This is a genomic window from Haladaptatus sp. QDMS2 (assembly GCF_029338295.1).
Classification (GTDB): Archaea; Halobacteriota; Halobacteria; order Halobacteriales; family Halococcaceae; genus QDMS2.
The window spans coordinates 512,541-534,190 of sequence record NZ_CP119792.1; the positions used below are offsets into that span (position 1 = coordinate 512,541).

The window sequence follows — 21,650 nt, forward strand, 5'->3', positions numbered from 1 at the left end:
ACGACCGACCCCAAGCGCGAGGAATCCCACGACTTCAGTCGTGTGGAGGATGTCAATCGTCCTGCCACGACGCGGTGACGAGATAGGCCATCCGGTCGTCGCCCGTCGTCGTCTCGACGGTGACCGGTTGGTCGAGCGCGCTCGCGAGGCCGACGCCGATGAAGGAGGCGACGGGGTGGTCGAAGCGGTCCGGGCGGCCGTAGGCTGGGCCGTTGACCCCGACTGTCGCTCGGTTTTCGGCCTTTTCTACGTCCACCCGCGTGTTTTCGACGAGTTCGAACTGCGATTCGAGCGCGTCGGTGAGCTGGACGAGCGCGTCGTTCGGCCCCGACGCGAGGTCGCCTGCCAGTGCATTCTCGAACTCTGCGAGGAGCGTCGTCGCGGTTGGCGTGAGGGCGACCCCTCGTTCTGTATCGTCGTCCCCGGTCACGAACAGCGCGTCGAATTCGTCGGGAAGGCTGTAGGACGTGTGTTTCGGGACGAAGAGTCGAGCGTCGCGGCCCCGTGCTGTGTTCCCCGGGATGTAGACCGCCGTATCCTGCAACCCGAGTTCTTCGGTGATTGCCTCGGCGTTGTCCGCGCTCGCGTCGAAGACAGCCTCGCCGACGGAAGCCGCGAGGAATCGCTCGGGGGTGAGGTAGTAGGTCAGCACGCCCGCGAAGACGCCCGTTCCGCCGAGAGCGAGCAACACGGTGCGTGCCGTCTCGAACAGCGCGCCGCCCGCGATGCCGACGAGGCCCACGGCGACCATCGCGAGTGCCGTCTTTCGATACTTCGACTGGCGTGCGCGGGCATATTCTTCGCGGAGGCGTTCGTTCTCTTCCTCGACGACGGCGAGTCGTGCACGGAGGTCTTCGAGTTGCTCTTGGGGCGTTGGCTCGGCTGACTCCGAACTCATGGCTCACCCCCGGCGAGGCCCAGTTTGAAGCGTTCGATCCGGTGGAGGCCGTAGGAGAGGAACGACACGGCGACGACGAGGACGAGCGCCGCGAGCCACAGCTCGGTATCCGTCGCGAGGAGTCCCTGCGTGAGCGCGAGCAGGAGAGCGAAGCCGCAGAGTGCAGCCGCGCCATCTCGAACGGTGGGCGCGTCGCTCGCGACGAGGAGGCCGAAGCCGGCTTCGACGGCCACGAGCGATTCGAGGGAGAGGTCGGGGCCGCCGAGGAAGGCGACTGCGAGATGGCCAATCGCCACCGCGTAGGGCGTGGGGAGCGCGCCGAGCGTCACCGCGACGACGCCGCCCGCCGCGACCCCGAGGGGCCCGGCGACGTACGCGAGCGCCGCCGTGAGGACGGCAAGCCCGAGGACGCTCCCGGCGTACTCACGTCCAATCGACACAATTCGCATTGGGACAGTCCAGTCGGCCAATCTGTTTAGTTCTACCTGTCCGTAGTTCCGCAAAAGTGGGTCGGCGGGTCAGAAGCCGCGTCTGAACGCGACGATGCCCCCACTGACCACCGCGATGAGAGCGACGCCTGCGGCGAGTTCACCCGTCGAGAGGCCGGTTCCCTCCACGAGTTCTGGTTCGTCGGTGGGTGATTCACTCGTCGGTTGGCTCGGGGTGATGACCGACTCGTCGGTGGTCGATTCGCCCGTGGTGGCTGGTGGCTCCGTCGTTCCGTCGGTCGTCGAAGCATCGGTAGGCGAGGCGCTCGCCGTCGCTGTCGCCGTCGTTTTCGGAGTCCCCGTCACGGTGGCCGTCGTCGCCGCTGGTGGCTCGTCGCCACCGCCTCCGGACGCGGTCGTGGTCTTCGCCCGGGTGATGTCCAGTGTGTTCGTGTTGCTCAGCCCGAGCAGTTCCTCTGAGCCGAAGGCTTTCTCGGTTCCGCGGACCACGGCGTACACCTGGTGCTCGCCCGTGGAGAGTTCGGAGAGCGAGACGGTCGCCCGGTAGCTGCCGTCGGCTCGTTTCGTGGCCGTTTCGATGACAGTCTTTTGGTCGTTGCCGATGCCGACTTCTACCTCGTGGGGGTCGGCCATGTCACCACGCGGGGTGACGGTCACGTCGACGGTCACCGAGGAGTCGGTGGTCGCCTTGTTCGGTGCGTCGAGGCTCACGTCGTAGCCCTTCACGAGGACGGGGTGGATGGCTCGGAAGATGCCGTCCTGTTTGACGACGAGGACGTACGACCCGGCGTCGTACCCAGAGAGGTCGAACTCGAAGGCTGCGGAGGCTTCGGCGCGCTTCGAATCGAGAATCTGGTTTTCCTTGTTGTAGAGGTAGACGCGATAGATGGTGTCGTCGGGGCCGGTCACGCGGGCGGTGATCGTCTGGTCTCCGGCCGTCTTCGAGACCGCGGGTACGGTGTACTCGTCACCTTCGAAGGTGACCTCGCGTGACGGCGTATCGACGCTGCCATCGACCGATATCTCGTAGGTTGGTGCCGTCGTGGGGAGTGCACTGGCCCCGCTTCCACCGAGCACCAGCAGGAGGGCTCCCATCACGAGCCACCAGGAGTCAGTCATATTGACAGGTCTGTGACCTGTCCTCTTAATCGTTCCCACTCCCCCAATAACTGTCCGTCCGGATTGCGGTTGCTCGCTGAATTCCATCCACTCAGCTGTCAAAAATTACCAGAATGGAAATAAATTATTTTTGGAGTTGTTAGTGGAAAACACTTTATAAATTGCCAATAAACGTTCGCCCAGGATGCAATTATCAAGGTTCGTGAGTAACCGAGGTGGGGGAGCCCTGGTGCTCGTCGCACTGATGGTCTTCTCACTTTTCGCCAGCGCACCAGTAGCAGGGATGAGCGACCACACAGGACCGCTCACCGCAGACCAGTATTTCGAGGGGTCTGCCGACGTGAACGTCTGGGAGCGGGGTTATCTCCCGCTCCGGACGGACATGAGTAATGCGATGACGAAGGTAGACGAGGCTGACTGGCAGGTCAGGACCACTGACGATTCCGAAATCAGCGTCGGGAAAGAGCAGATGGGCGTCTACTCGAAGGACGCGACCATCAATCTCGACTTCCAGGACGCACGCGCTCAGAACAGCGACTTCAACGGGCAGCAGGTCCAGCTCATTGCCGCCCACATCAAGGGCGACCCGAGCACGGACATCCCCGACTCCTTCTCGGAGATGGTAGACCTCGTCTCTATGCAGAACTCGAACGACGTGGCTACCTTCGAGGAAGTCGGCCAGAAGTCTATCGACAGTGAGGGGAACGTCGAATTTAACCACACCGCGGGCCAGTCAGGGATGTACGTCTACTTCCTCGCGCTCACCGAGAGCGGGCAGGACGGCTACACGGTGAACAGCGCGGGAGAACTCTCGCTCGACGGTAAGGCGACGGTCATCGGCATCGAGACGGCCGCCGTCCAGAAGGGGGCCTCGTCGGTCGACCACCAGAACTCCGTCACGCGCGGGAACAACGTCAACTTCGACGTTGACGCGAGCGACCACCTCTCCGGCAACGACGTCACGCACACGGTGTTGCTCTACGACGAGGACACGTACGTCAACCAGCGCTTCATGCTCGACTTAAAAGAGGAGCCGTCTGCTGACTTTAGTTTCTCTGAGGACGCCACGCTCGAACACAGCGTTGGCGACGTAAACGGCGTGATGGAAGTTTCGGGCAATCCGGACTTCTTCGGCGCAACCATGTCGGACGAGAAACTCACCGGCATGAGCAGCTTCGCCACGACACTCGACTTCTTCGCCGACAAGTTCCACACCGTGTCGCCGGAGACGACGGCGACCGACGATACGCGTCTCGACGCCTCGATGAAGGTCATTGAGGGGAGCGCGACCGAGCAGGTCACCGTCGAGACGATGAGCAACTGGCGACCCGGAACCTACCGCTGGGTGGCGGTTTCCTCCACCGAAAATAGCGAGGAATTCGTGACGGACATGGGCACCATCACCATCAAGAAAGCCTCCTCAGGAGGCGGTGGCGGTGGAGATACGCCACCATCTGACCCACCAGACGACGCACCCGGTGACCCACCGGTCGAAATCGACCGCGAAGTGACCGAAGAGGGCATCGTCAAGCTCACCATCACGAACTTCCAGTCCGGCAAGACGGTCACTATCGACCTCGCGGACACGCCCGCCACGAAGCAAGGCGGCGTGAAACTCAACGCGGTGCAGGCGACGATGGCCAACGGCGAGGCGTTCACCATGTCCGTGAACGCGCTCGACGACGTACCCGAGGACACGCCACCGGTCACCCGACGTGGCGCGGTTCGCCCGCTCACCTACATCAACGTCGAACACAGCAACACGAACGACGCCTTCAGTGGGGGGACGTTCGAGTTCACCGTCGACGAGGAACAACTGAACGGTGAGGACCCAGAAAACGTAGGTCTCTACCGCTTCAACGACGACGAGTGGAACCCACTCGACACCCGGCTGGTCAGCCAGTCTGACGGCGAGTACACCTTCGAGGCAGACACGCCCGGCTTCTCGGTGTTCGCACTCGGTGTCAAGCAGGCACAGATTTCGGTCACCGACGCGTCACTCGCCCAGCAATCTATCGCACCCGGCGAACAGTCGACGGTGAGCGCCACCGTCACGAACGACGGTGAGGCCGCCGGCGAATACCTCGTCCAACTGTTCGTCGACGGTAATGTCGAAGCAGAGCAGTCCGTCCAGGTCGGCGCCGGCGAGAGCCAGACCGTGACCTTCGACCGGACGTGGGACGACGCTGGCTCCTACGACGTCGCGGTCAACAACCAGTCTGCGGGCACGCTCGACGTGGCCCAGCAGACGGGAACCGCGACGGGAACTGCAGACCCCGGAACGGGGACGCCTGACGGCGAATCACCAGGCGCGACTGACGGCCCAGAGGATACCGAAGAACCGAGCAACCCGCTCGACACCATCCTGTCGATTCCGGTGCTCATCGGTGTGGTCGTCATCATCCTGATTGCGGCCATCTACGGGCTCGACACCTCGCGCAAAGAGTAGGCCTGCACAGCGATTCGACCATATTTTTATTTTGTCTGACACAGAGATTCGACCAACAACAGTCAGCGCCTCGTGACACTCGGGGTGGTTGACACTCCACGCTATCCCATCCATTCCACATGACCCACGCCGAACACGCCGCCGCAGAACCCCACGGAACCGCTCGCGTCCGCTGTGAGTCCGTGAGTCGCGTCTACTCGCGAACCTCGGGGGGTGGCTGGTTTTCGAGGCAAACTGAGACACCAGTCGTGACCGCGCTCGACGACGTGTCGCTCACCGTCCGCGACGGCGAACTCGTCTGTCTCACCGGCCCGAGCGGGAGCGGGAAGTCCACGCTCCTTCACCTGCTCGCGGGCCTCGACACGCCCACTTCGGGGACCGTCTCGCTCGCGGGGACGGACCTCTCCTCGCTCTCAGACCGGGAACGAACTCGCCTGCGTCTCGACCGCGTGGGCATCGTCTTCCAGCGATTCCACCTGCTGTCTGCGCTTTCTGCGCGTTCGAACGTCGCCCTCCCGTTGCTCGAACGCGGCGTGAAACGAAGCGCCCGGAGAGCGCGAGCGACCGATTTGCTGGAACGAGTCGGCCTCGGCGACCGGATTACCCACAAACCCGGCGAACTCTCGGGGGGCGAACAACAGCGCGTCGCCATCGCCCGGGCGCTCGCGAATGACCCGGCCATCCTCATCGCCGACGAACCCACGGGTGAACTCGATACGGACACGGGGCGACGAATCCTCGATACGCTCTCGGAGCTCGCTACCGAGCGCGCCGTCGTCATCGCCTCTCACGACGCACAGACCCAGGCAATCGCCGACCGCATCGTGAAACTCAGAGATGGCCGCCTCGTGAGCGATGGGTGAGGCGTGGTCGCGGTTCGTGGGGACGGTTCGCCTCGCCCTGCGTCGCCTGTTCACAGGGGGTGCGGCCTCCCCTCAGCAGGTGCGCCTGAGCGTGTCGAGCGTCGCGGTGGCCATCGCGCTCATGCTCGTCGTCACCGGCCTCAGTCTGGGCCTCGTCACCGACGCGACTGTCCAGAGCGACGACACCGACTACTGGGTCGTCCCCGACGCAGGCTCCGGGTCGAGTTCCGTCGTCTCGGTCGACGGCCCGCGCTTTGGTGACGTCCACCGCGTGAGCGCAGGCCTCACCACCCGCGAGGACGTGACCCACGCGACGCCCGTGCTCGTAGACGTGTTGCGATTTCCCGGAGAGGGTGATGATGCTCAACCCGAGTACGTCCTCGCCGTGGGCGTCGTCCCAGGTGAGCACCACGTGACCATCTCGGGCGTCTCGACACGCGGACTCACGCCCGGCGACCCGCACTTCGCCGATGGCTCCTACGCGGGGCCGTGGACGGGTGAGGCCGTCGTCTCTGCGGGAGCCGCGGAGACGATTGGCGTCTCCCAGGGCGGGTCGTTCACGCCCGCCTCGGCAAATCGCTCGTTCAGCGCGGTTCGTGTGAGCGAGGCGACGGGCGCAGACCAGCTCCCGGTCGTGCTCGTCCACCTCAGTGAACTCCAGGTCGTCGCGGGGGCGACGAGCGGCGACCAGGCAGACCAGTTGCTCGTCGCGACCGACTCGCGGGACGTGAAATCTCACCTCGAAGGCCTCTATCCCCACTCGTCGGTCGTCACGCGGGGGGGCATCTTCACGCCGCAGTTGCTGAGCGAGGACGTTCCCGTCTCGGTGGCCGTGACCGCACTCCTCGTCGCGCTCGTCATCGGGACGCTCTCGATTGCGACTACGATGGGCCTCGCCGTCGCCGCAGACCAGCGTGACCGCGCCGTCCTCGCCGCCATTGGAATCTCGCGGCGCTCGCGGTCGGTGCTCCTCGTCACGCAAACGCTCACCGTCGCCCTGCTCGGGGGGATTGGTGGCATCATCTTGGGCGTAGGTGGCATCTTCCTCGTCAACGAACTCGTCGCCCCCGAGTTTGGCCTCGACGCCGTCGCCGCGTTCGACGTCATCCTGGTTCCCTACGCCCTCGGCGTCTCGGTGCTCATCGGCGTCCTGAGCGTGCCCTACCTGCTCGCACTCGCGGGTCGGACGACGAATCTGGAGGTGCTCGGCGAGTGATTGGCACGCGCCTTCGGGCCGCCGTTGGCCTTGCCGTCGCGCAGTTGCGCCACAAGCGCACCCACACGGCGCTCGTCGTCGTCGGCATCACGCTCGCCGTCCTCTCCACGACACTGCTCGCGAGCGTGGGCTACGGCGTCGTCGCGACGGGCGAGGAGAAGTTCGGCTCGGCGAATCAGGACCTCTGGATTACCGCTGGTTCGGTGCAGTTCGCACCCGGCTCTGTGGGTGGCGTCGAGAACAAACTCGTCGATTCCCACCGCGTCGCGCGGGACATCTCCAGCAGGGAAGACGTGAAAATCGCTGCGCCGATGGGCTTCCAGACCATCTATCTCGGCACCTCGCCCGACCCGAACGCCTTCGAGACGGTGGTCGGCGTGGGCGTCCCCGGCGTGAGTGCTAACGCCATCTCGCTGTCCGCAGGTCGCGGGTTCGTAAACGGGGACCCCCACTACGCGGGCGGGACCTACGACGGGCCGATGACGCACGAAATCGTCGTCGACCAGCAACTCGCCCAGCGCTACAATCTCTCGGTCGGCGACACCGTCTACGCGGGCGGGACCATCGCCAACGCCAGGCAGAATCGCTTCACAATCGTCGGCATCTCCTCTACGTTCAGCCAATTCTTGGGAGCACCGACGGCCACCCTTCCACTGAGTGAACTCCAGACGCTCACCGGGTCTGAAGGCTCAGACCCCGCCGCACTCATCACGGTCACGCTCAAGCCTGGCGCGGACCCAGAGACCGTCGCCGAGGAACTACGCGCCGAGTACCCGAACTATCAGGTGCGGACGAACCAGGAGCAACTCCAGTCGGTGTTACAGGGGCAGGCGCTCGTCATCGCGAGCGGGGTGACGCTCGTCGTCCTCGCGCTCGTCGCGGGCATCGCACTCACGGTGAACGTCCTCGCCATGCTCGTATTCCAACAGCGCGTCGAACTCGCCGCGCTCAAGGCTGTAGGCCTCTCCTCGCGGACGCTTGGCGCAATTGCCGCGAGTCAGGGCCTGCTGCTCGGACTGGTCGGAGGCATCGCAGGCCTCGCCCTTACTCCCATCGCGGTACGGGCCCTCAACTTCGTGGCTGCTCGACTCGTGGGCTTGGAGGGACTGGTTCAGACGCCGCCGTGGGTGCTTCCCGTCGGCCTGTTCATCTCGCTCGTCATCGGGACGATTGGCGCCGTTGTCGCGGGCGTCCGGGTCGCGCGAATCGAGCCGTTGGGGCAGTTACAGCAACGATAGGCTGGAATTCGCGTTTGCACGAGGCTGTCGTTTCATCTACGACTCTTTCATTTCTAGACTACTTCCGCCACTATTTGCACAACTAACCTCAGCCAGATGCAACTAATTAAGGTTCCAGCGCAAAAACCCAAAAATATGCACCCGAGCAACTCTGGCAGCGACTCGCCGACTACCCACGACTCCTCCTCGAGTGCAACCGAGACCTTCAACGAGTGGTTCGCGCTCCAGAAGGCCACTGACAAAGTTCGCGCCAATCTCATCGCTGACCTCACGGGACACCCGACGATGGCGTCTGTCGAAGAACTCGACTACATGAATCCTGACCTCAGCGACCATTCCATCCGAAGACACCTCACCACGCTCATGGATGCAGGGGTCGTCGAAGAGTTCGAACTCGACACCCGTCTTCGCGACTTCCCTTACAAGTTCTACACGATTACCCCGGAAGCTCGCGACCTATTCGACCGGGACAACCTGTTCCCCGTCGAAGCTTGGAAACGCCAGTACGCGAAGGTGAAGAAGACGCCACGCATCCGTGAGGTCGAATCGATGCCACGGCCCGAAAACTAACCAACTCGGCTACTTGACATCCTCCGCGCTAAAGCATGGGGCTTTCTCTTTGCCCTCCCGTAAACCGGCCCTGAAGCCCGGAACGATGACCGCGTACGGGTTCGATTACCGTCCTCGCCGTTTGGGGCAAAGCGTGAGAAAACGGGCAATTAAAGCCGTGTGTGGCGGTCACAGCCGCACCCCCTTTGACCGCCTTGAAACGCGCCTTGTCCATGCACGGGGACAGAGCGGAAACCTGCATAAGCCGGGGAAAGACAAAGACCTGTCTTCAAGCAGCCGCCACAGGCGGCGTGTAGGGAACGGTAGTTTACAGAAATACAAAGAGAATGCCCCGAGGCTTGACCCCGAGACGCTCCGCATCTCGTTAGCCACTCAGAACGCGCCGAGTTCCGATGACGTGGGATGAAGTCAGCTCCCGTACCGCTCCCGGAAAAGGCCCAGTAGCAAGTACGCGTATAGACTAGCCCCGATAAAGGCGAGCAGTCGCCCGCCCAACGTGGCGACGTCAAACCCAGCGAGCGACCCGTACGCCTCCACGCCGACGCCAACTGCGAGACACCCCATCGAGGCGAGTGCCGTCCGGTTGTTGGCGCCCGGGAACGTGCCGACGGCTGGCGGATAGAACTGATAGGCGACACCGACGATTGTGAGTCCGAGAAAGCCCAACAGGTTCAGTCGGTAGTGAGCAATCGACCAGCCAGGAGACCCACCAGCGAACGCAACGTGGGCACCCAATGCAACTCCCATAACACCCATGACGACGCCGACAAGCGGCCCGTAAAGACCGATACGGCGACGCTCGGAGCGAACGAAGAGCGAGATGTACGCAACGGCGAATCCACCAACAGCGATGGATTCAGCGACGGCGCCAACCCGAAACCACATCCCACCCCAGAGGTTCCCGGCGACGAGCGCGGGACCAACCGTTCCTGCGATGAGGACCACGATGACGAGCACCATCGGGGGCGAACTCACAAGAAACCGCGGGAGGAGGCGGAAGCCGACTGCGAATATCAATAAGGCGCCGACACCGGCTGCGAGCAGGTGGCTCGCGCCGGCCATTCCCCGTCCCGTGAGCGTTGGAAGAGCCGCCGAGACGGCGACCGTTTCGTAGGAACCAGCAACGAGGTAGGCGAGAACGACCGGGATGAACGCGTTGGCGGCGCGGTCGGCCCACCGACGGTCAGTGTTGACCTCGCCGGTGCCTGTCTCGCGTCCGGTAAGGTTGTCTCGGACCGTCCAACCGACTGCGCCGACGAAGACGAGCGCGCCGAGCGCCCAGCAAACGGCGCCCGCGATACCGATGACGGAGGGGATGTCATCGAGGGGCGCTACGGCGAGGCCGACGGTACCGAGTGAGAGCAGCGGGAGACTCATGGCTGGTGCCGCAGGATGTGAAAGCGTCCGGTCGAAGTAGGAGGGGACGAGCGCGTACGCCTTTCCAGCGACGGTGTGGAGCACGAACCCGTAGAGTCCGAGGACGACGCCCGAGCGATGGGGTACTCCAACGAGTGTGGCAACTTGCCAAGTGACCAGAAAAAGCGCGCCAGCGGCGACGTGTCTCCGGGCTCCCTGGGAGATGCGTGCTGCACTCATATGTCACCACAATTTGAGTGTCACCCGCTAAGTGTTTCCCCGTCTCCAACGCCAGCAACACCCACCGACATCTTGTCGCGTTGGTCTGACGATTTCGCCTACCTGCTGTCAGTGGCAAAAGATGAGAATTGAATGGAAATGTGAAGCCATCGCCCCACCGTTTCGGTCACCAGAACTTGAGGTTTTGTTTGATGGCCTCGCGTTTCATCTCCTGGATCTCTTCGGTGATTGGGATGTCTTTCGGACAGACCGTGGTACACGAAAACTGCGTGTGGCACTGCCAGACGCCGTGTTCTTTCTCGAGAAGTTCCAGCCGGCGTTCTTGTGTATTAGGCCCTTCGCGTTCGTCCATATAGAACCGATACCCCTTGACGATCGCCGCCGGTCCGATGTACTCGTCGTCGGTCTGGGCTGGATTACACGACGACGTACAACAACCACACTGGATGCATCGAGAGGCTAGCTTGATCTGCACGCGGTTCTTGGGCGACTGCCGCTGCTCTTCCAGCTCACCAGAGGGGAGTTCGTCGGGCTGGAAGTACGGTTCAACGGCCTCCATCCGTTCGTAGAAGTGGTCCATGTCGACGACGAGATCCTTGATGACCGGCTGATGCGGAAGTGGTTCGACCCGAATGGGTTCGTCGAGATCCGAAATCTGCGTCTGACAGCCCAGTCGCTGCCGTCCGTTGATGAAGAAGCCATCACTGCCACAGACGGCCATGCGACATGAATGGCGGAACGTGAGTGACGAATCGTCCTGATCTCGCGCATAGATGAGCGCATCGAGGACGGTCATCCCCCGTTCGTAGGGGACGGCAAAGGTGTCAAATCGAGGCTCCTGTTTGGCCTTGACGTCGGGGTCATACCGAAACACTTCGAGCTGGATCGTGTCAGTGTCGCCATCGACAGCCCGCTCGGCTTCAGCCTGGGACTGAGCAGCCATCGCCCGCTTTCGTTTCCGTTCAAGCCGTCGCTGCTGGGGTGTCTCTTCGTCGGCAGATTCGGGCTCCGTCGGAGACGATGGCTGTTGAGAGCTCATGCGCTCCCTTCTGACGAGTCAGGGTCCTCTCGTTTCGCAGCGAGAACGAGCAACGCGGTGCTGTCCGTCTTCGCGACTGGAGAGATCTCCTGTGCCCCATCGAAGTGAACTACATCGCCCTGAGTCACGTGGTACGGCTCCCCATCGAGCTGGAGTTCGAGGCTGCCAGAGACGAGGTAAAGTACGATTTCTCGATCCGGATGCGCATGCGGTTCGACATGCTCTCCCTCCGAGAGGGTTAATCGGATCGTCTTCGGTTCCTCACTGGGAAAGGCGTTCGCGTGTGGTGCCCCTTCGAGTTCTGATAGTGATTTGATGTGAACCATAGTGTTTGAATCGATGAGTGGACGGATTCACAGCCTGCTGCTGCCGTTCGCTGCGTTCGTGACGTTATTCGATGTGAGCGCGGACGACGTGGCCCCCACAGCCACATTGTTCGATATACTCCCAACGGACGGCCTCCGCCCCGAATCGCTCACTGAGCGCGTCATAGAGGTACGTCTCCGGATGGCCATGCGCTTCGTGGGTAACGAGATTGACGTGGTGGCCACTGGTCGTGTGCTCGATGGCCTCGATCGCGTGTCGTTCGAGCAAGGAGCGATCGTCGGCGTACTGTGGCTTTTCGAGATTAGCCGACCACGAGTTGTCGTGTGTGCGGTCGGTGACTGGTTCCGTGTCGCCGTGGCCGTGATCGTGTGATTCAATTGTCATACTCGGCTGTAGGTTCGCTGCTATCAAAAATAGTAGGGTGCAGAATCTCCTGCTAGCTACTCTTCTCGTTTCACGACCAACACTGGCACGTCCACTGTCCGCAAAACAGTCGAAGCGACGCTTCCGAGCAGTTGTCGACGAAGGTTCGACCGGCCGTGTGAGCCCATCACCACGAGGCCGATGTCGTTTTCCTCGACGTACGCGCGAATCCCAGCCCCGACGCCCTCGAAGGTAGTCTGCGTGACCACCTCGGCCATCACGTCCAGGTCGGGTGCCGATTCGTGCACCGACGATTCGATTTCGTCGACCGCGGTTTGCCCCTCGGCTTCAAGTCGCTCGACGAATTCTCGCTCCAGTCCGCCGGCGTCGAAGAGCCCGCCTGCGGATTGCAGGTCGACGACGTTCAGGACGTGGATGGCTGCGTCGTAGCGTTCTGCGATGGCGATGCCGTGGTCGGTCGCGTCTGCTGCGTTCTCGCTGCCGTCCGTCGTGATGAGTAGACGGGAGACTTCCCAGGCCCCGTCCATCCCTTCCTCGGGGACGACCAGCACGGGAACGTCGCTCTGGTGGATGACGCGTTCTGCGACCCCGCCGAGCAACCGCTCGCCGAGTCCCGTGAGGCCCTGCCTGCCGACGACGAGCAGGTCTGCGCCTTCTTCGTCGGCGAATTTGCTAATCTCGTCTCCGGGCGTCCCCTCGCGCATCGCGGTCTGGACGGGATGGTCGAGGTCCGAAGCGAGTGCCTTGATGTCGGCGAGGATGTCCTCACCGAGGGCTCTGAGTCGCGCTTTCTCCGGCTCGGAGGTGGTGAGTCGGAGGCGTTTGTGTTCGACGACGTGGAGTGCGGTGACCGTCGCGGCGAATCTGTCCGCGAGCTCGAACGCTCGGCGTGCAGCTCGCTTCGCCTCTTCGCTTCCATCGACAGCGACCACGATGTGGGCGTACATGGCTCTCCCTAGACTTAGACCGGTAGGCGCTTTATCATTTCCCAGCTATGACTCTCACGCTTGAACTGCTGGAACTGTTCGTGCCTGCTCGCAGTAGTACTTGGAAACAGCAACTCACGAAAACGAAATGATCGAAGCTTCGTGACCGCTCAGTTCTCGGCTGAACCGCTGTACATCTCCTCGAATTCCTGCTCACCACGGATGAGGCTATCAACGCCATCTGAGAGCGTCACTTCACCGAAGAAGGTTGCCCGATAGTACGTGTCGAGGCCGTCCTGTCCACGCTCCGTGCGTTGCCGTTTTTCGACGAGGCCGACGGAAACGAGCTTGTTGAGGTGGTAGTGGAGCGTACTGTCGTCGATGTCGAGTTCGGCTTCGAGTTCTTTGGGACTCCTGTCTCCGCTGTGGACCAGCCGATAGAGTATCTCGTAGCGCGTCCGGTGCCCGACTGCGGCGTGCATTGCCAGATACTCGTCGAGGGTGAGGATGCTGTCTTCAGGGAGGAGGTCCGCTGGGTCCTCTGGAACTCTATTGTCACCAGGGTGTCCACGATTCGTCGCCATCGTGTTCGAACGTATGGGTGAATACCGCTTAGACTTTCTCAAGCCAGGATTTTTCGAAAACACGGGTTTTTAAATTGCACTTTAATTGTCTTACATGGCTGTAGAATCAGGGTACCCGGTTCTCGTGGGCTACTCGTGCTGGTTCACTCCCCTTCTTCCAGCGCGAACGACCCGTACTCGATGTCGCCTGCCCGCTCGTATCTGAGCATCTGGACGCCCGTACTCGAAGTGTCCGTCCGCGTCAGTTCGAGGTTTCCGGGAACGGTTCCTTCCGCGAACAGGCGCTTGCCCTCGCCGAGGACGACCGGGAACACCCAGAGCCAGAACTCGTCAACGAGGTCGTGGGTGAGCAGCGTCTGGAGCAGGTTCTGACTCCCCTGGACCAGAATCACGTCGTCAGAGTCGGCTTTGAGGTCAGCGACTGCTTCTGCGACGTCGCCCTCGAGGAGCGTCGAGTTGTTCCACTCCACGCTGTCGATGGTGCGTGAGGCGACGTACTTGGGCATCGAATTGAGTTTCGCCGCCATGGGGTCTGCGTCGTCGACGTGTGGCCAGTGGCCGGCGAAGATTTCGTACGTCTTTCGGCCAAGGAGGAGTGAATCGACCCCATCTGACTGTTCGTCCATGATTTTCCCCATCCCCTCGTCCCAGTAGTTCACCGACCATCCACCGTGTTCGAATCCGCCCTCTCGGTCCTCGTCTGGGCCGCCCGGCCCCTGCATCACGCCATCGAGCGTGAGGAAGGTTCCGACGACGAGACGTCCAGGGATTTCGCGTGGCGCTGAATCACTCATAACCTGAATCTTCGAGCCACCAGCCAATAGTTCTATTCACTGTTCGAATCCGTAGAATGAAATCCGGAGAGCTGGTGTCTGGGAGTTCCTCGAGGAGCGCCTCACGTCGGTTCGGATGAATCGACGTACGCGTGTGTATTGCACTACTCATCGCTCTATCGATGAGTGACGGCTATTCATTTACTCTCTGATATCTATACTGCGTATTAATAAGATAGAAAACCATTCAACGGCTCTCTACACCCTCGTTTACTCCTCTCTATTCGCGTGGCTTTTCCTGACCACCATCTCCCATTTCGATATACAATTATTTTTTCATAACTTGTTCATTACTTTCCCCTGTATTGGACTCTCTGCCTAGTGTACTCATGACCGAGAACGACAACGTCAGAGATCTGCATCTAAGCGACGAAGAGCTCATCGAGGTCCTGAAGAATCATGGTGTGAATCGCCGGCCGCTAATGAAGTTAATCGGTGCTGGGGCAGCCCTTTCATTGTTCGGCGGCACTGCGGCTGCGATGCCAGCCGACGGCCGTGGCAATCGAATAGATACAATATACGGTGCCCCGTATGCCGCAGGTGAGACCGTTCCATCTGGCTTGGTTGACCACACCGTCACGCTCCACATTCACGAAGGACCGGGTGACCACCCCGATTTCCCCCTTGAAGAGTCAGGTGATGAGATTCCCGCAGAGTTCTTCTTCGACCCCGCTGGCTTGCACGTCCGCCCTGGTGAAACTGTCAATTTCACGATTCACAACGGGCTTCACACAGTGACGGCGTTCCACTCGAAGTTCAGCGAACCGCCGTTTTTCACGCTCCCTGACCGCGTACCGACGAGTAACGGATTCACCTCCCCACCGATGTCGGTCGACGATTCATGGCTGTATCGCTTCACCAAACAGGGAGTGTACGACATTCTTTGCTTGCCACACCTCGAACTCGGGATGGTCATGCGCATCGTGGTGTCCGGAGATGACAACGTACCCGACGACCCCTACGGCCCACTCCCCATCCCGAACGCCGGTGCAGTGTTGGGCGCACCAGAGCTAACTCCAGAAAACATCGTCAACGAGGGTTCGGTTCCCTGGGCAGATCTCTCGCTCTGAGATATCACTCTGCTCGAACGACGAATCTACAGTCACACGTAGCCACGATTGGTCGTCCCTATGATATTGAATATTTAACATTACTTCGGCGGGTTTCCTGTACGCTACCAACCAAAATGGCAAAGCAGTGTTTTAACCCGCCTATGCGTGTTATCTCGGCACATATATTATGTCCTATCTAAGCCGTTCTAAACGGAATGAATGAAATAAAATACAAAAAACGATAGTTTCAGCTTTTGTGATAGTGCTTTCTCAGACGAGTACGATGAACGCAGAACGTGTCGCGACCGTACTCCTCGGCGGAGCGTTACTCGTTTCCGCCACAGCAATTGCCATTCCAAATCAGTTCACGAGTGGCCCATTCACTGGTAACCTTCTCGCTGTTGTCCTGTGGGGAACAACCGCGCTATTTGCCGCGACTGCAGCCTTCTGGGTCGCGCTCACCTACGTGTTGGGCGCAGGGTACGAGCCACCTGAATCCATCTACGGTGGCGACGAAATTCAAGTTCGTATCTTGACCATTGACGCCGAAGCTGTCGTCCAAGCAACGGTTGATTCACTCCCTTCGGAGTTAACCGACAGACACGTCATCGCAGAAGAACCAATCGACATCGACGGCGCGACAGTCCACGTGGTTCCAGACGAGTTCGAATGTCGCGCCGTTCAGAAAGGGCGGGCAATCGAATGGGCTCGCCGTACACTCGATTGTGACCGCGAGTTCGTCCTCTATCTCGATGAGGATAGCGTCGTAGAGCAGTTCGATGGCCTTCCAGAGGCAGACATCGTACAGTTGCGCGAACGCCCCCGTCGAACCGGTTCTGTGCTCTCGTATCTCGCTGATGTCTACCGAATGGGCGTGCAGATAGAACAGCGTGCGTTCGCTCGGTTACAGATTCCACTCTTCGCATGGGGCGGTGGCATCGCAGTTCGCAGTGCTATAGAAAACGAGGTGACCTGGGACCGAGAGACGCTCGTCGAGGATACCGCGTTCGTCTGGGCGGCCGCTCGTCAGTTCGATATCGACTTCGCGCTTTCAACGGCCACCTGTCGCAACGAAGCACCGCCGTCGCTCGGCGAAATCCTCCAGCAGCGTCGTCGCTGGGCGGCCGGAAATATCGACGCGACCGCTTTGCTCCCCTTCCGTTACCAACTGCTGACGCGGGTGCGTAACTTTGCGTGGGCGCTTTCACCTGTCGTCACCGTCGTGGCCGTCCCATTGGCACTCGTCGGCGTGAGCGTCGTCTATGCTGGACTATTCCTCCTCGCATCGCTCACGCTCGCCTCGTTTACCGCCTTCTGGTTCGTTCGCGGCATGCTCTACTATGGTGGCGCAGAACTCAAGTGGTTGCTCGCGCTTCCACTCGTTCCACTCGTGAGTGTCGTCCATTCGATGGGAACGGTCGTCGGTATCCTCCATCCTCCGACCACCTTCCGTGTGACAAAGAAGGTCGGCATTCGTGAATAACGGCGTTCCTGGCGCTTGACGTTGGCGTCGATACTGCGGATTTCGATGCGGCAATTCAGCGTAACGAGTCCATCAAATGCAGCAACGCGACTGTCTTCGTTCTCCCGTTTCTCGGGCACGACTATGGTGTCGGATTCCTCCTACGGCTAAAGCCGTGGGCTTCCTCCTTGCATCTGTGTGATGCTCCAACCAGGCAGAGTCCGCTTTCGGGGAGAAGACACTTACCGGGCGACCAGACAGTTCACTTCGTGTTTGCGAGTCTGGGGTACGTAGACGAACTCATCGAAGCCGCGAACCGCGGTGACGAGAACGTTCGCTTGAAGGTGGGAGTCGACGGAACAGCAGTCGAACAGGTTGCACAAGAGACGTTTCCAGGCGCCGACTCGGTCGTCGTCCACGAGGACTCCATGGCTGGCGACGGTGGCGTCACGTACACGTTCACGATTCCGGAGACCGACGCGCGGTACGTCGCCAAGTTCGCTCCGGACGATGCCACCTCACTCGTGAAGGGGGCGGGCATGTATCGCGCTCTCGCGAAGGTTGCTCGACTCCCGGTTCCTGCGGTGTACGCCGTCGAACGCGACCCGAGCGTGGTGGACGTTCCGTACTCGATCGTCGAGTACGTCCCGGGCGACGAACTCACGAGCATCTCGCAGTTCAAATCCTTCTCGCGGGACACAAAGCGCACGCTCGTCCGGGAGATGGGCCGGACACTCGGCCTCCTTCATTCGGAAACCCGATTCGATTACTACGGCGACGTGGCTGTTTCACAGGCTGGCAATCTGCGGGTCGATTCGGGCGTGACCGATTGGCGGAACTACTACCGCGAGGAGTACACCAGCAATCTCGACGACGGTTCGGGCTCACCCGTCGACGACCTGGCCGAGCGGGCAACAGACTGCTTCGCCGACGCGGCCGCGGACATCGAACCCGACACGGGACCAGTCCTGCTTCACGGCGACTTCACCCCGGACAACCTGATTTTCGAGGACAACCGCGTTCGCGCCGTGCTCGACTGGGAACACGCCACGGCTGGCTGTCGGGCAAAAGAAGCCTGGGAGGTCGAGGAGGCCATCGTCAATCTGTTCACCAGCGAGCGAGTGCGGGCCGACCTTCGAGAGGCGCTATGGTCGGGGTATGCAGAAACTGCGTCGGTGACAGAGAATTTCCGCGCGATGAAGGACCTGTTCGCAATCGGTGCGGTCACCCGAGTCGGGCGCGTTCACGCGGCGTGTTCGGATGTGGTCGAGGATTTGGACGAGGAAGAATTTCGGGTTCGAGCTGAGCGAGAACTGGAACGGCGACTTCGGCGTATAGGTGTCGGAAGCAGCCCGTGGTAGAGCTTCATCCACCGAACTGACCGAGGTTGACGGTAAAACGATTGACGAGCGCTAGAACGCACTAATCGATAAATCCCCTTAGTAATGGTTTTCCGCCCTGCCACTGAATTGCTTCCAATGCTACTGGGAATTGTTGGAGCCGTTGGTCGAGGACGGCGAGCGGATGCGCGTCGATGAATTCCACTTCATACCTGTCGACCTCGATGTTTTCGTATTCCAACTGAACGTGACACTCGCCTAATTCGGGGTGGTCTGCATCCTGATGAAAGCCAAGCATGAGGTTGCGCTCTGGTTCGACCCAGTTGATACGATAATACTCGTGGTCACCACCAGGAGGATACCAAAACCGTATCTCCAACTGAGCGTTCTCTATTGGATACGTTTTGCCCAAGAACGCCACCGTGTCAATCTCAGCGAGTACGTATCGGGGCCGTCTTCGAGAAGGGCGATATCGGATATTTTCACATCCTGCCTGTTTCGAGAGTCGACCGTGAATTTCTTGGAGCAATGACCGTTGCGTATAGCGGTCGCGACCTGCAAGGAATATCATCGATTGAGAAAATTAGCGATTAGCTTGTCACCCGGTCAGTTGCATTTGACATCTGCTCGCGAGCGGCTTCCACGTCGGAATACAATGCCAGTGCGTGCTTGATGAGTTGCCTGTCCTGTTCGTTTTCACGCCAAACTGCAATAACGTCGCGCCGTTCGCGGAGCTCACTACTCGATAGGTCACCATCTGCGAGCGACTGTTCGAGTTCTTCCCACGTCTCGACAGCGTACCTCGCCTGCCACTCTTCGATTTCTTCGGTGATTGCTGTCAATTCATCTCGAAGTTCTTCGCGAGCGTTCTCCTCGATGAGTGTGCGGATTTCATCGAACAGCAGTCGCGTAAAATCTGGTTGGTAGCGAGCCGTCTCACCGACCTCGACACGGCGTAGTCGGCCTTGCTCCACGAGTTCTTGGAGTTCCTCGTTCGTCGTGCTCCACGCGGCGTTCGCTTGCTCACTGACCCAGTTGACGGACCGAGGCTCGCGCATCGATTCTGCCACTGCACGAATCCGCTCTCGTGCACTCATCGTCTCAGACCACGACTGAACCCTTGGTGATTCCCCCATATTTGCTACCTCTATTTCTGTCTTCGCGACTATCTCTCAAATATCTTTGTACACTCTTGAATAATCAAGGGTGCTTGATTTCCACCTGCCGTCTCGAAACTCACGCGCCTCGGAGTCAGGCCCCTCGGAACTACCCGCTGTCCGTTTCTTTTCCGCCTCAAACTTCGGCCTTCGACGCCCGAACACACAGAAACGTCGGGTAGCGCAGTCGTTTCTCGTAAGACTGTGGATTTTTGTCTTTGAACGACGCCTGCGGCGTTGGCTCGACCAGCTCATCCAGTACAAACCCGGTTTCGAGGAGTGGATTGATTGCCTCAGCAAGCGGGCGACGATAGAACGGCACCTCGACTTCCTCGCCCGAAGCCTCCCACGTCATCCGGTGCTGTTCGGTCTCGAAGTAGTTCTCGGCATCGAACGCGATGTACTCGTCGACGGGATGCTGGGCTGAAAAGACGAGAAAGCCACCCGGTTTGAGGATGCGAGCGAACTCGCTGAAGGGTTGCCGCCAGTCTTCGACGTAGTGGAGCGAGAGGCCGCACACCACGCCGTCGAACGTGCCGTCGTCGACGGACTCGAGCGGTTCGGTGATATCTGCCTGGCGAATCGCTACTCGGTCGCCGAGTCGTCGCCGCGCTTGTTCGAGCATCTTGGCGTTTGCATCGACAGCGAGGACGTCCGCTTCCTGTTCGACTAACCAGTCTGCGTACCGCCCGTGTCCACAACCCGCATCGAGGATTCGCTTGCCCGCGACGTCCGGAATGAGGTCCTTCATCGCCGGGAACTCGAAATCTGCGCAGTAGGGGTCGTCTTCCTGCGTCGTGTACGTCGCTGCCAATTTATCGTAGGCGGCCTCGACGGTGGGACTCTCATCGGGAGACATGAACTGGCGTTTGTGTCATTCGTAGATTAATGTAGGTGGCTGTCCTCCTGGCGGATTCATCCTCGAGCCCAGCACCATAAACAGAAATAATACAGTTTACAGTAGATATATTGCAGAGAAACTCGTTGGTGCATGTACGAGATGGTCAAGTATGGATGTGACTGATACGCCGGAGGGAATACCTGGTGAGGGGGAGGAACCACCGAACTTCGATGACTGGGAGTCTCCAGACGAGGTTCTGAAGGCTGGGCCAATTCGAGAACGGATGCTTGATGTGATTGTCCAGTTGCGGGAGCCAACAAAGGTATCGTCGATCGCTGAACGAGTGGACTGTGACACGGAGACGGCTCGTGACTATCTACAGTGGTTTGCTGAGATGGGCATCGTCCACGAACTGTCTGGACGCCCAGTGCGGTATGAGCGCAATGAGTCCTACCTGAAATGGCATAGAGTTGAGCAACTCCGCCAGCAGTATTCCGAGGCTGAGATTGTCGAGCAACTCACGGAAACGCTTGACGCGATGGAAGCATATCGAGACCGCTTTGGGGTGGAGTCGCCTGACGAGGTGTCGTTGGTTGACGCAAGCCGTGAGGGGTCGGTCGAGGATATCTGGGAGGAAGTATCTAACTGGAAGTCGCTCGAGGAGCGTGCGACGTTACTTGATGCCGCTCGTCGTGACGAAGGACGAGGTGGGCGAACTGGAAGAGTCGATGCGTGAGGACGATGAAGTCACTGTTGGTGGAATTGATAGTGATGTGTTAGAGCGGATTGGCCGCCGCCTTCGTGGGAGCACTCGATTTTCGTCGGTTGAATATCGGCCGACAGCTGCGCCAAATGCCGTTGTCGCTGAATATGACCTCGGCTATTTCCCGGCTGGTATGAAACGAGCGTCGCTTCGGATTCGGTGGTTCAACACGGACGATTTCAATGTCCATTATTCAGAGCAGTATCGTGACGGAACGTTGTGGGAGTGTCGGTGGGACCGTCATCCGAACGAACACAACGACCGTGAGCATTTTCACCCGCCGCCGGATGCCGCGTCGCCAGGTAATGATATGACATTCGCTGATGACTGGCGAGCAGTGATTTCGTTCGTGTTGTCGGAGTTAGACGAGCGTGTTCGGTCGTTCTGGGAGTGAAACTCACGTATCGATAATTACGGAAAGTCAAGGAGAAAGCCTCGCTCTATAGGGTGGGAAGGATGTCAACGCTCTCCAAGAGGTCGTCGAGGACGCTACGTCCTATGACCCACTCCTCGATTGGAACGCGTAATCTCTGCCGCTGGTAAC

The 21,650-nt window shown here is 60.2% G+C and carries 23 protein-coding genes; 10 read left to right on the forward strand and 13 right to left on the reverse strand.

What is annotated here, in order from left to right; all coding sequences use genetic code 11:
- Nucleotides 1-52 precede the first annotated feature (52 nt).
- The 3 genes from P1M51_RS18300 to P1M51_RS18310 form a co-directional block, all read right to left on the reverse strand.
- Nucleotides 53-898, reverse strand: a complete 846-nt coding sequence (locus P1M51_RS18300; RefSeq protein ID WP_276248681.1) for a hypothetical protein — start codon at nucleotides 896-898, stop codon at nucleotides 53-55.
- Complete coding sequence (locus P1M51_RS18305; protein ID WP_276275043.1) at nucleotides 895-1,347, reverse strand: hypothetical protein; 453 nt, start codon at nucleotides 1,345-1,347, stop codon at nucleotides 895-897. The genes P1M51_RS18300 and P1M51_RS18305 overlap by 4 nt, the downstream gene beginning before the upstream one ends.
- A 69-nt stretch (nucleotides 1,348-1,416) precedes the next feature.
- Nucleotides 1,417-2,466: a hypothetical protein gene (locus P1M51_RS18310; protein ID WP_276275044.1), complete on the reverse strand. Its 1,050-nt coding sequence runs from the start codon at nucleotides 2,464-2,466 to the stop codon at nucleotides 1,417-1,419.
- Nucleotides 2,467-2,749: 283 nt separating this feature from the next.
- Here P1M51_RS18310 and P1M51_RS18315 point away from each other — a divergent pair, with 283 nt between their 5' ends.
- The 5 genes from P1M51_RS18315 (at nucleotide 2,750) to P1M51_RS18335 (ending at nucleotide 8,802) form a co-directional block, all read left to right on the forward strand.
- A complete protein-coding gene (locus P1M51_RS18315) occupies nucleotides 2,750-4,915 on the forward strand; it encodes a PGF-pre-PGF domain-containing protein (RefSeq protein ID WP_276275045.1) in 2,166 nt (721 codons plus the stop codon).
- Nucleotides 4,916-5,034: 119 nt separating this feature from the next.
- On the forward strand, nucleotides 5,035-5,778 hold the full coding sequence (locus tag P1M51_RS18320) for an ABC transporter ATP-binding protein (protein ID WP_276275046.1): 744 nt from the start codon (nucleotides 5,035-5,037) through the stop codon (nucleotides 5,776-5,778).
- The gene (locus tag P1M51_RS18325; RefSeq protein WP_276275047.1) at nucleotides 5,771-6,994 is read left to right on the forward strand and encodes an FtsX-like permease family protein; all 1,224 of its coding nucleotides are present in this window, start codon (nucleotides 5,771-5,773) and stop codon (nucleotides 6,992-6,994) included. The genes P1M51_RS18320 and P1M51_RS18325 overlap by 8 nt, the downstream gene beginning before the upstream one ends.
- Nucleotides 6,991-8,232, forward strand: a complete 1,242-nt coding sequence (locus P1M51_RS18330) for an ABC transporter permease (RefSeq protein WP_276275048.1) — start codon at nucleotides 6,991-6,993, stop codon at nucleotides 8,230-8,232. Before P1M51_RS18325 ends, P1M51_RS18330 begins: the two co-directional genes overlap by 4 nt.
- A 135-nt stretch (nucleotides 8,233-8,367) precedes the next feature.
- Nucleotides 8,368-8,802 (forward strand): ArsR family transcriptional regulator, encoded by a 435-nt coding sequence (locus tag P1M51_RS18335; RefSeq protein ID WP_276275049.1) that lies wholly within the window; start codon nucleotides 8,368-8,370, stop codon nucleotides 8,800-8,802.
- 408 nt (nucleotides 8,803-9,210) lie between these two features.
- On the opposite strand, the gene P1M51_RS18340 is transcribed toward P1M51_RS18335, so the two are convergent.
- The 7 genes from P1M51_RS18340 to P1M51_RS18370 form a co-directional block, all read right to left on the reverse strand.
- Nucleotides 9,211-10,398 (reverse strand): hypothetical protein, encoded by a 1,188-nt coding sequence (locus P1M51_RS18340; RefSeq protein WP_276275050.1) that lies wholly within the window; start codon nucleotides 10,396-10,398, stop codon nucleotides 9,211-9,213.
- Between the two features lie 166 nt (nucleotides 10,399-10,564).
- On the reverse strand, nucleotides 10,565-11,437 hold the full coding sequence (locus P1M51_RS18345) for a succinate dehydrogenase/fumarate reductase iron-sulfur subunit (protein WP_276275051.1): 873 nt from the start codon (nucleotides 11,435-11,437) through the stop codon (nucleotides 10,565-10,567).
- A complete protein-coding gene (locus tag P1M51_RS18350; RefSeq protein ID WP_276275052.1) occupies nucleotides 11,434-11,763 on the reverse strand; it encodes a cupin domain-containing protein in 330 nt (109 codons plus the stop codon). Before P1M51_RS18350 ends, P1M51_RS18345 begins: the two co-directional genes overlap by 4 nt.
- Before the next feature lie 64 nt (nucleotides 11,764-11,827).
- Entirely contained in the window at nucleotides 11,828-12,148 is a 321-nt protein-coding gene (locus P1M51_RS18355) for a CGCGG family rSAM-modified RiPP protein (RefSeq protein WP_276275053.1), read from the reverse strand.
- A gap of 56 nt (nucleotides 12,149-12,204) precedes the next feature.
- Nucleotides 12,205-13,095, reverse strand: a complete 891-nt coding sequence (locus tag P1M51_RS18360) for a universal stress protein (RefSeq protein ID WP_276248671.1) — start codon at nucleotides 13,093-13,095, stop codon at nucleotides 12,205-12,207.
- A 149-nt stretch (nucleotides 13,096-13,244) separates the two neighbouring features.
- Nucleotides 13,245-13,658, reverse strand: a complete 414-nt coding sequence (locus P1M51_RS18365) for a winged helix-turn-helix domain-containing protein (RefSeq protein ID WP_276248670.1) — start codon at nucleotides 13,656-13,658, stop codon at nucleotides 13,245-13,247.
- Between the two features lie 143 nt (nucleotides 13,659-13,801).
- The gene (locus tag P1M51_RS18370; protein ID WP_276248669.1) at nucleotides 13,802-14,452 is read right to left on the reverse strand and encodes a dihydrofolate reductase family protein; all 651 of its coding nucleotides are present in this window, start codon (nucleotides 14,450-14,452) and stop codon (nucleotides 13,802-13,804) included.
- Between the two features lie 599 nt (nucleotides 14,453-15,051).
- Between P1M51_RS18370 and P1M51_RS18375 the strand changes: the two genes are divergently transcribed.
- From P1M51_RS18375 to P1M51_RS18385, 3 genes are all read left to right on the forward strand, one after another.
- Entirely contained in the window at nucleotides 15,052-15,561 is a 510-nt protein-coding gene (locus P1M51_RS18375) for a plastocyanin/azurin family copper-binding protein (protein WP_276275054.1), read from the forward strand.
- Nucleotides 15,562-15,826: 265 nt separating this feature from the next.
- A complete protein-coding gene (locus P1M51_RS18380; RefSeq protein ID WP_276248667.1) occupies nucleotides 15,827-17,026 on the forward strand; it encodes a glycosyltransferase family 2 protein in 1,200 nt (399 codons plus the stop codon).
- Between the two features lie 248 nt (nucleotides 17,027-17,274).
- A complete protein-coding gene (locus P1M51_RS18385; protein WP_276248666.1) occupies nucleotides 17,275-18,366 on the forward strand; it encodes a phosphotransferase family protein in 1,092 nt (363 codons plus the stop codon).
- A 61-nt stretch (nucleotides 18,367-18,427) separates the two neighbouring features.
- On the opposite strand, the gene P1M51_RS18390 is transcribed toward P1M51_RS18385, so the two are convergent.
- The 3 genes from P1M51_RS18390 to P1M51_RS18400 form a co-directional block, all read right to left on the reverse strand.
- Nucleotides 18,428-18,766, reverse strand: a complete 339-nt coding sequence (locus P1M51_RS18390; protein ID WP_276248665.1) for a hypothetical protein — start codon at nucleotides 18,764-18,766, stop codon at nucleotides 18,428-18,430.
- A gap of 169 nt (nucleotides 18,767-18,935) precedes the next feature.
- Nucleotides 18,936-19,481, reverse strand: coding sequence for a hypothetical protein (locus P1M51_RS18395; RefSeq protein ID WP_276275055.1), 546 nt, complete (start codon nucleotides 19,479-19,481; stop codon nucleotides 18,936-18,938).
- 157 nt (nucleotides 19,482-19,638) lie between these two features.
- Nucleotides 19,639-20,361 (reverse strand): class I SAM-dependent methyltransferase, encoded by a 723-nt coding sequence (locus tag P1M51_RS18400; RefSeq protein WP_276248663.1) that lies wholly within the window; start codon nucleotides 20,359-20,361, stop codon nucleotides 19,639-19,641.
- 151 nt (nucleotides 20,362-20,512) lie between these two features.
- On the opposite strand from P1M51_RS18400, the gene P1M51_RS18405 reads away from it, so the two are divergent.
- Together P1M51_RS18405 and P1M51_RS18410 are read left to right on the forward strand one after the other, a co-directional pair.
- Nucleotides 20,513-21,079, forward strand: a complete 567-nt coding sequence (locus P1M51_RS18405) for a hypothetical protein (RefSeq protein ID WP_276248662.1) — start codon at nucleotides 20,513-20,515, stop codon at nucleotides 21,077-21,079.
- Nucleotides 21,072-21,500: a hypothetical protein gene (locus P1M51_RS18410; RefSeq protein ID WP_276249008.1), complete on the forward strand. Its 429-nt coding sequence runs from the start codon at nucleotides 21,072-21,074 to the stop codon at nucleotides 21,498-21,500. The genes P1M51_RS18405 and P1M51_RS18410 overlap by 8 nt, the downstream gene beginning before the upstream one ends.
- The last annotated feature ends 150 nt before the right edge of the window (nucleotides 21,501-21,650 follow it).

Coding starts and splice junctions, on each gene's coding strand:
- P1M51_RS18300 (WP_276248681.1), bottom strand. CDS start 898: ATGAGTTCGGAGTCAGCCGAGCCAACGCCCCAAGAGCAACTCGAAGAC.
- P1M51_RS18305 (WP_276275043.1), bottom strand. CDS start 1,347: ATGCGAATTGTGTCGATTGGACGTGAGTACGCCGGGAGCGTCCTCGGG.
- P1M51_RS18310 (WP_276275044.1), bottom strand. CDS start 2,466: ATGACTGACTCCTGGTGGCTCGTGATGGGAGCCCTCCTGCTGGTGCTC.
- P1M51_RS18315 (WP_276275045.1), top strand. CDS start 2,750: ATGAGCGACCACACAGGACCGCTCACCGCAGACCAGTATTTCGAGGGG.
- P1M51_RS18320 (WP_276275046.1), top strand. CDS start 5,035: ATGACCCACGCCGAACACGCCGCCGCAGAACCCCACGGAACCGCTCGC.
- P1M51_RS18325 (WP_276275047.1), top strand. CDS start 5,771: ATGGGTGAGGCGTGGTCGCGGTTCGTGGGGACGGTTCGCCTCGCCCTG.
- P1M51_RS18335 (WP_276275049.1), top strand. CDS start 8,368: ATGCACCCGAGCAACTCTGGCAGCGACTCGCCGACTACCCACGACTCC.
- P1M51_RS18340 (WP_276275050.1), bottom strand. CDS start 10,398: ATGAGTGCAGCACGCATCTCCCAGGGAGCCCGGAGACACGTCGCCGCT.
- P1M51_RS18345 (WP_276275051.1), bottom strand. CDS start 11,437: ATGAGCTCTCAACAGCCATCGTCTCCGACGGAGCCCGAATCTGCCGAC.
- P1M51_RS18350 (WP_276275052.1), bottom strand. CDS start 11,763: ATGGTTCACATCAAATCACTATCAGAACTCGAAGGGGCACCACACGCG.
- P1M51_RS18355 (WP_276275053.1), bottom strand. CDS start 12,148: ATGACAATTGAATCACACGATCACGGCCACGGCGACACGGAACCAGTC.
- P1M51_RS18360 (WP_276248671.1), bottom strand. CDS start 13,095: ATGTACGCCCACATCGTGGTCGCTGTCGATGGAAGCGAAGAGGCGAAG.
- P1M51_RS18365 (WP_276248670.1), bottom strand. CDS start 13,658: ATGGCGACGAATCGTGGACACCCTGGTGACAATAGAGTTCCAGAGGAC.
- P1M51_RS18370 (WP_276248669.1), bottom strand. CDS start 14,452: ATGAGTGATTCAGCGCCACGCGAAATCCCTGGACGTCTCGTCGTCGGA.
- P1M51_RS18380 (WP_276248667.1), top strand. CDS start 15,827: ATGAACGCAGAACGTGTCGCGACCGTACTCCTCGGCGGAGCGTTACTC.
- P1M51_RS18395 (WP_276275055.1), bottom strand. CDS start 19,481: ATGGGGGAATCACCAAGGGTTCAGTCGTGGTCTGAGACGATGAGTGCA.
- P1M51_RS18400 (WP_276248663.1), bottom strand. CDS start 20,361: ATGTCTCCCGATGAGAGTCCCACCGTCGAGGCCGCCTACGATAAATTG.
- P1M51_RS18405 (WP_276248662.1), top strand. CDS start 20,513: ATGGATGTGACTGATACGCCGGAGGGAATACCTGGTGAGGGGGAGGAA.
- P1M51_RS18410 (WP_276249008.1), top strand. CDS start 21,072: ATGCGTGAGGACGATGAAGTCACTGTTGGTGGAATTGATAGTGATGTG.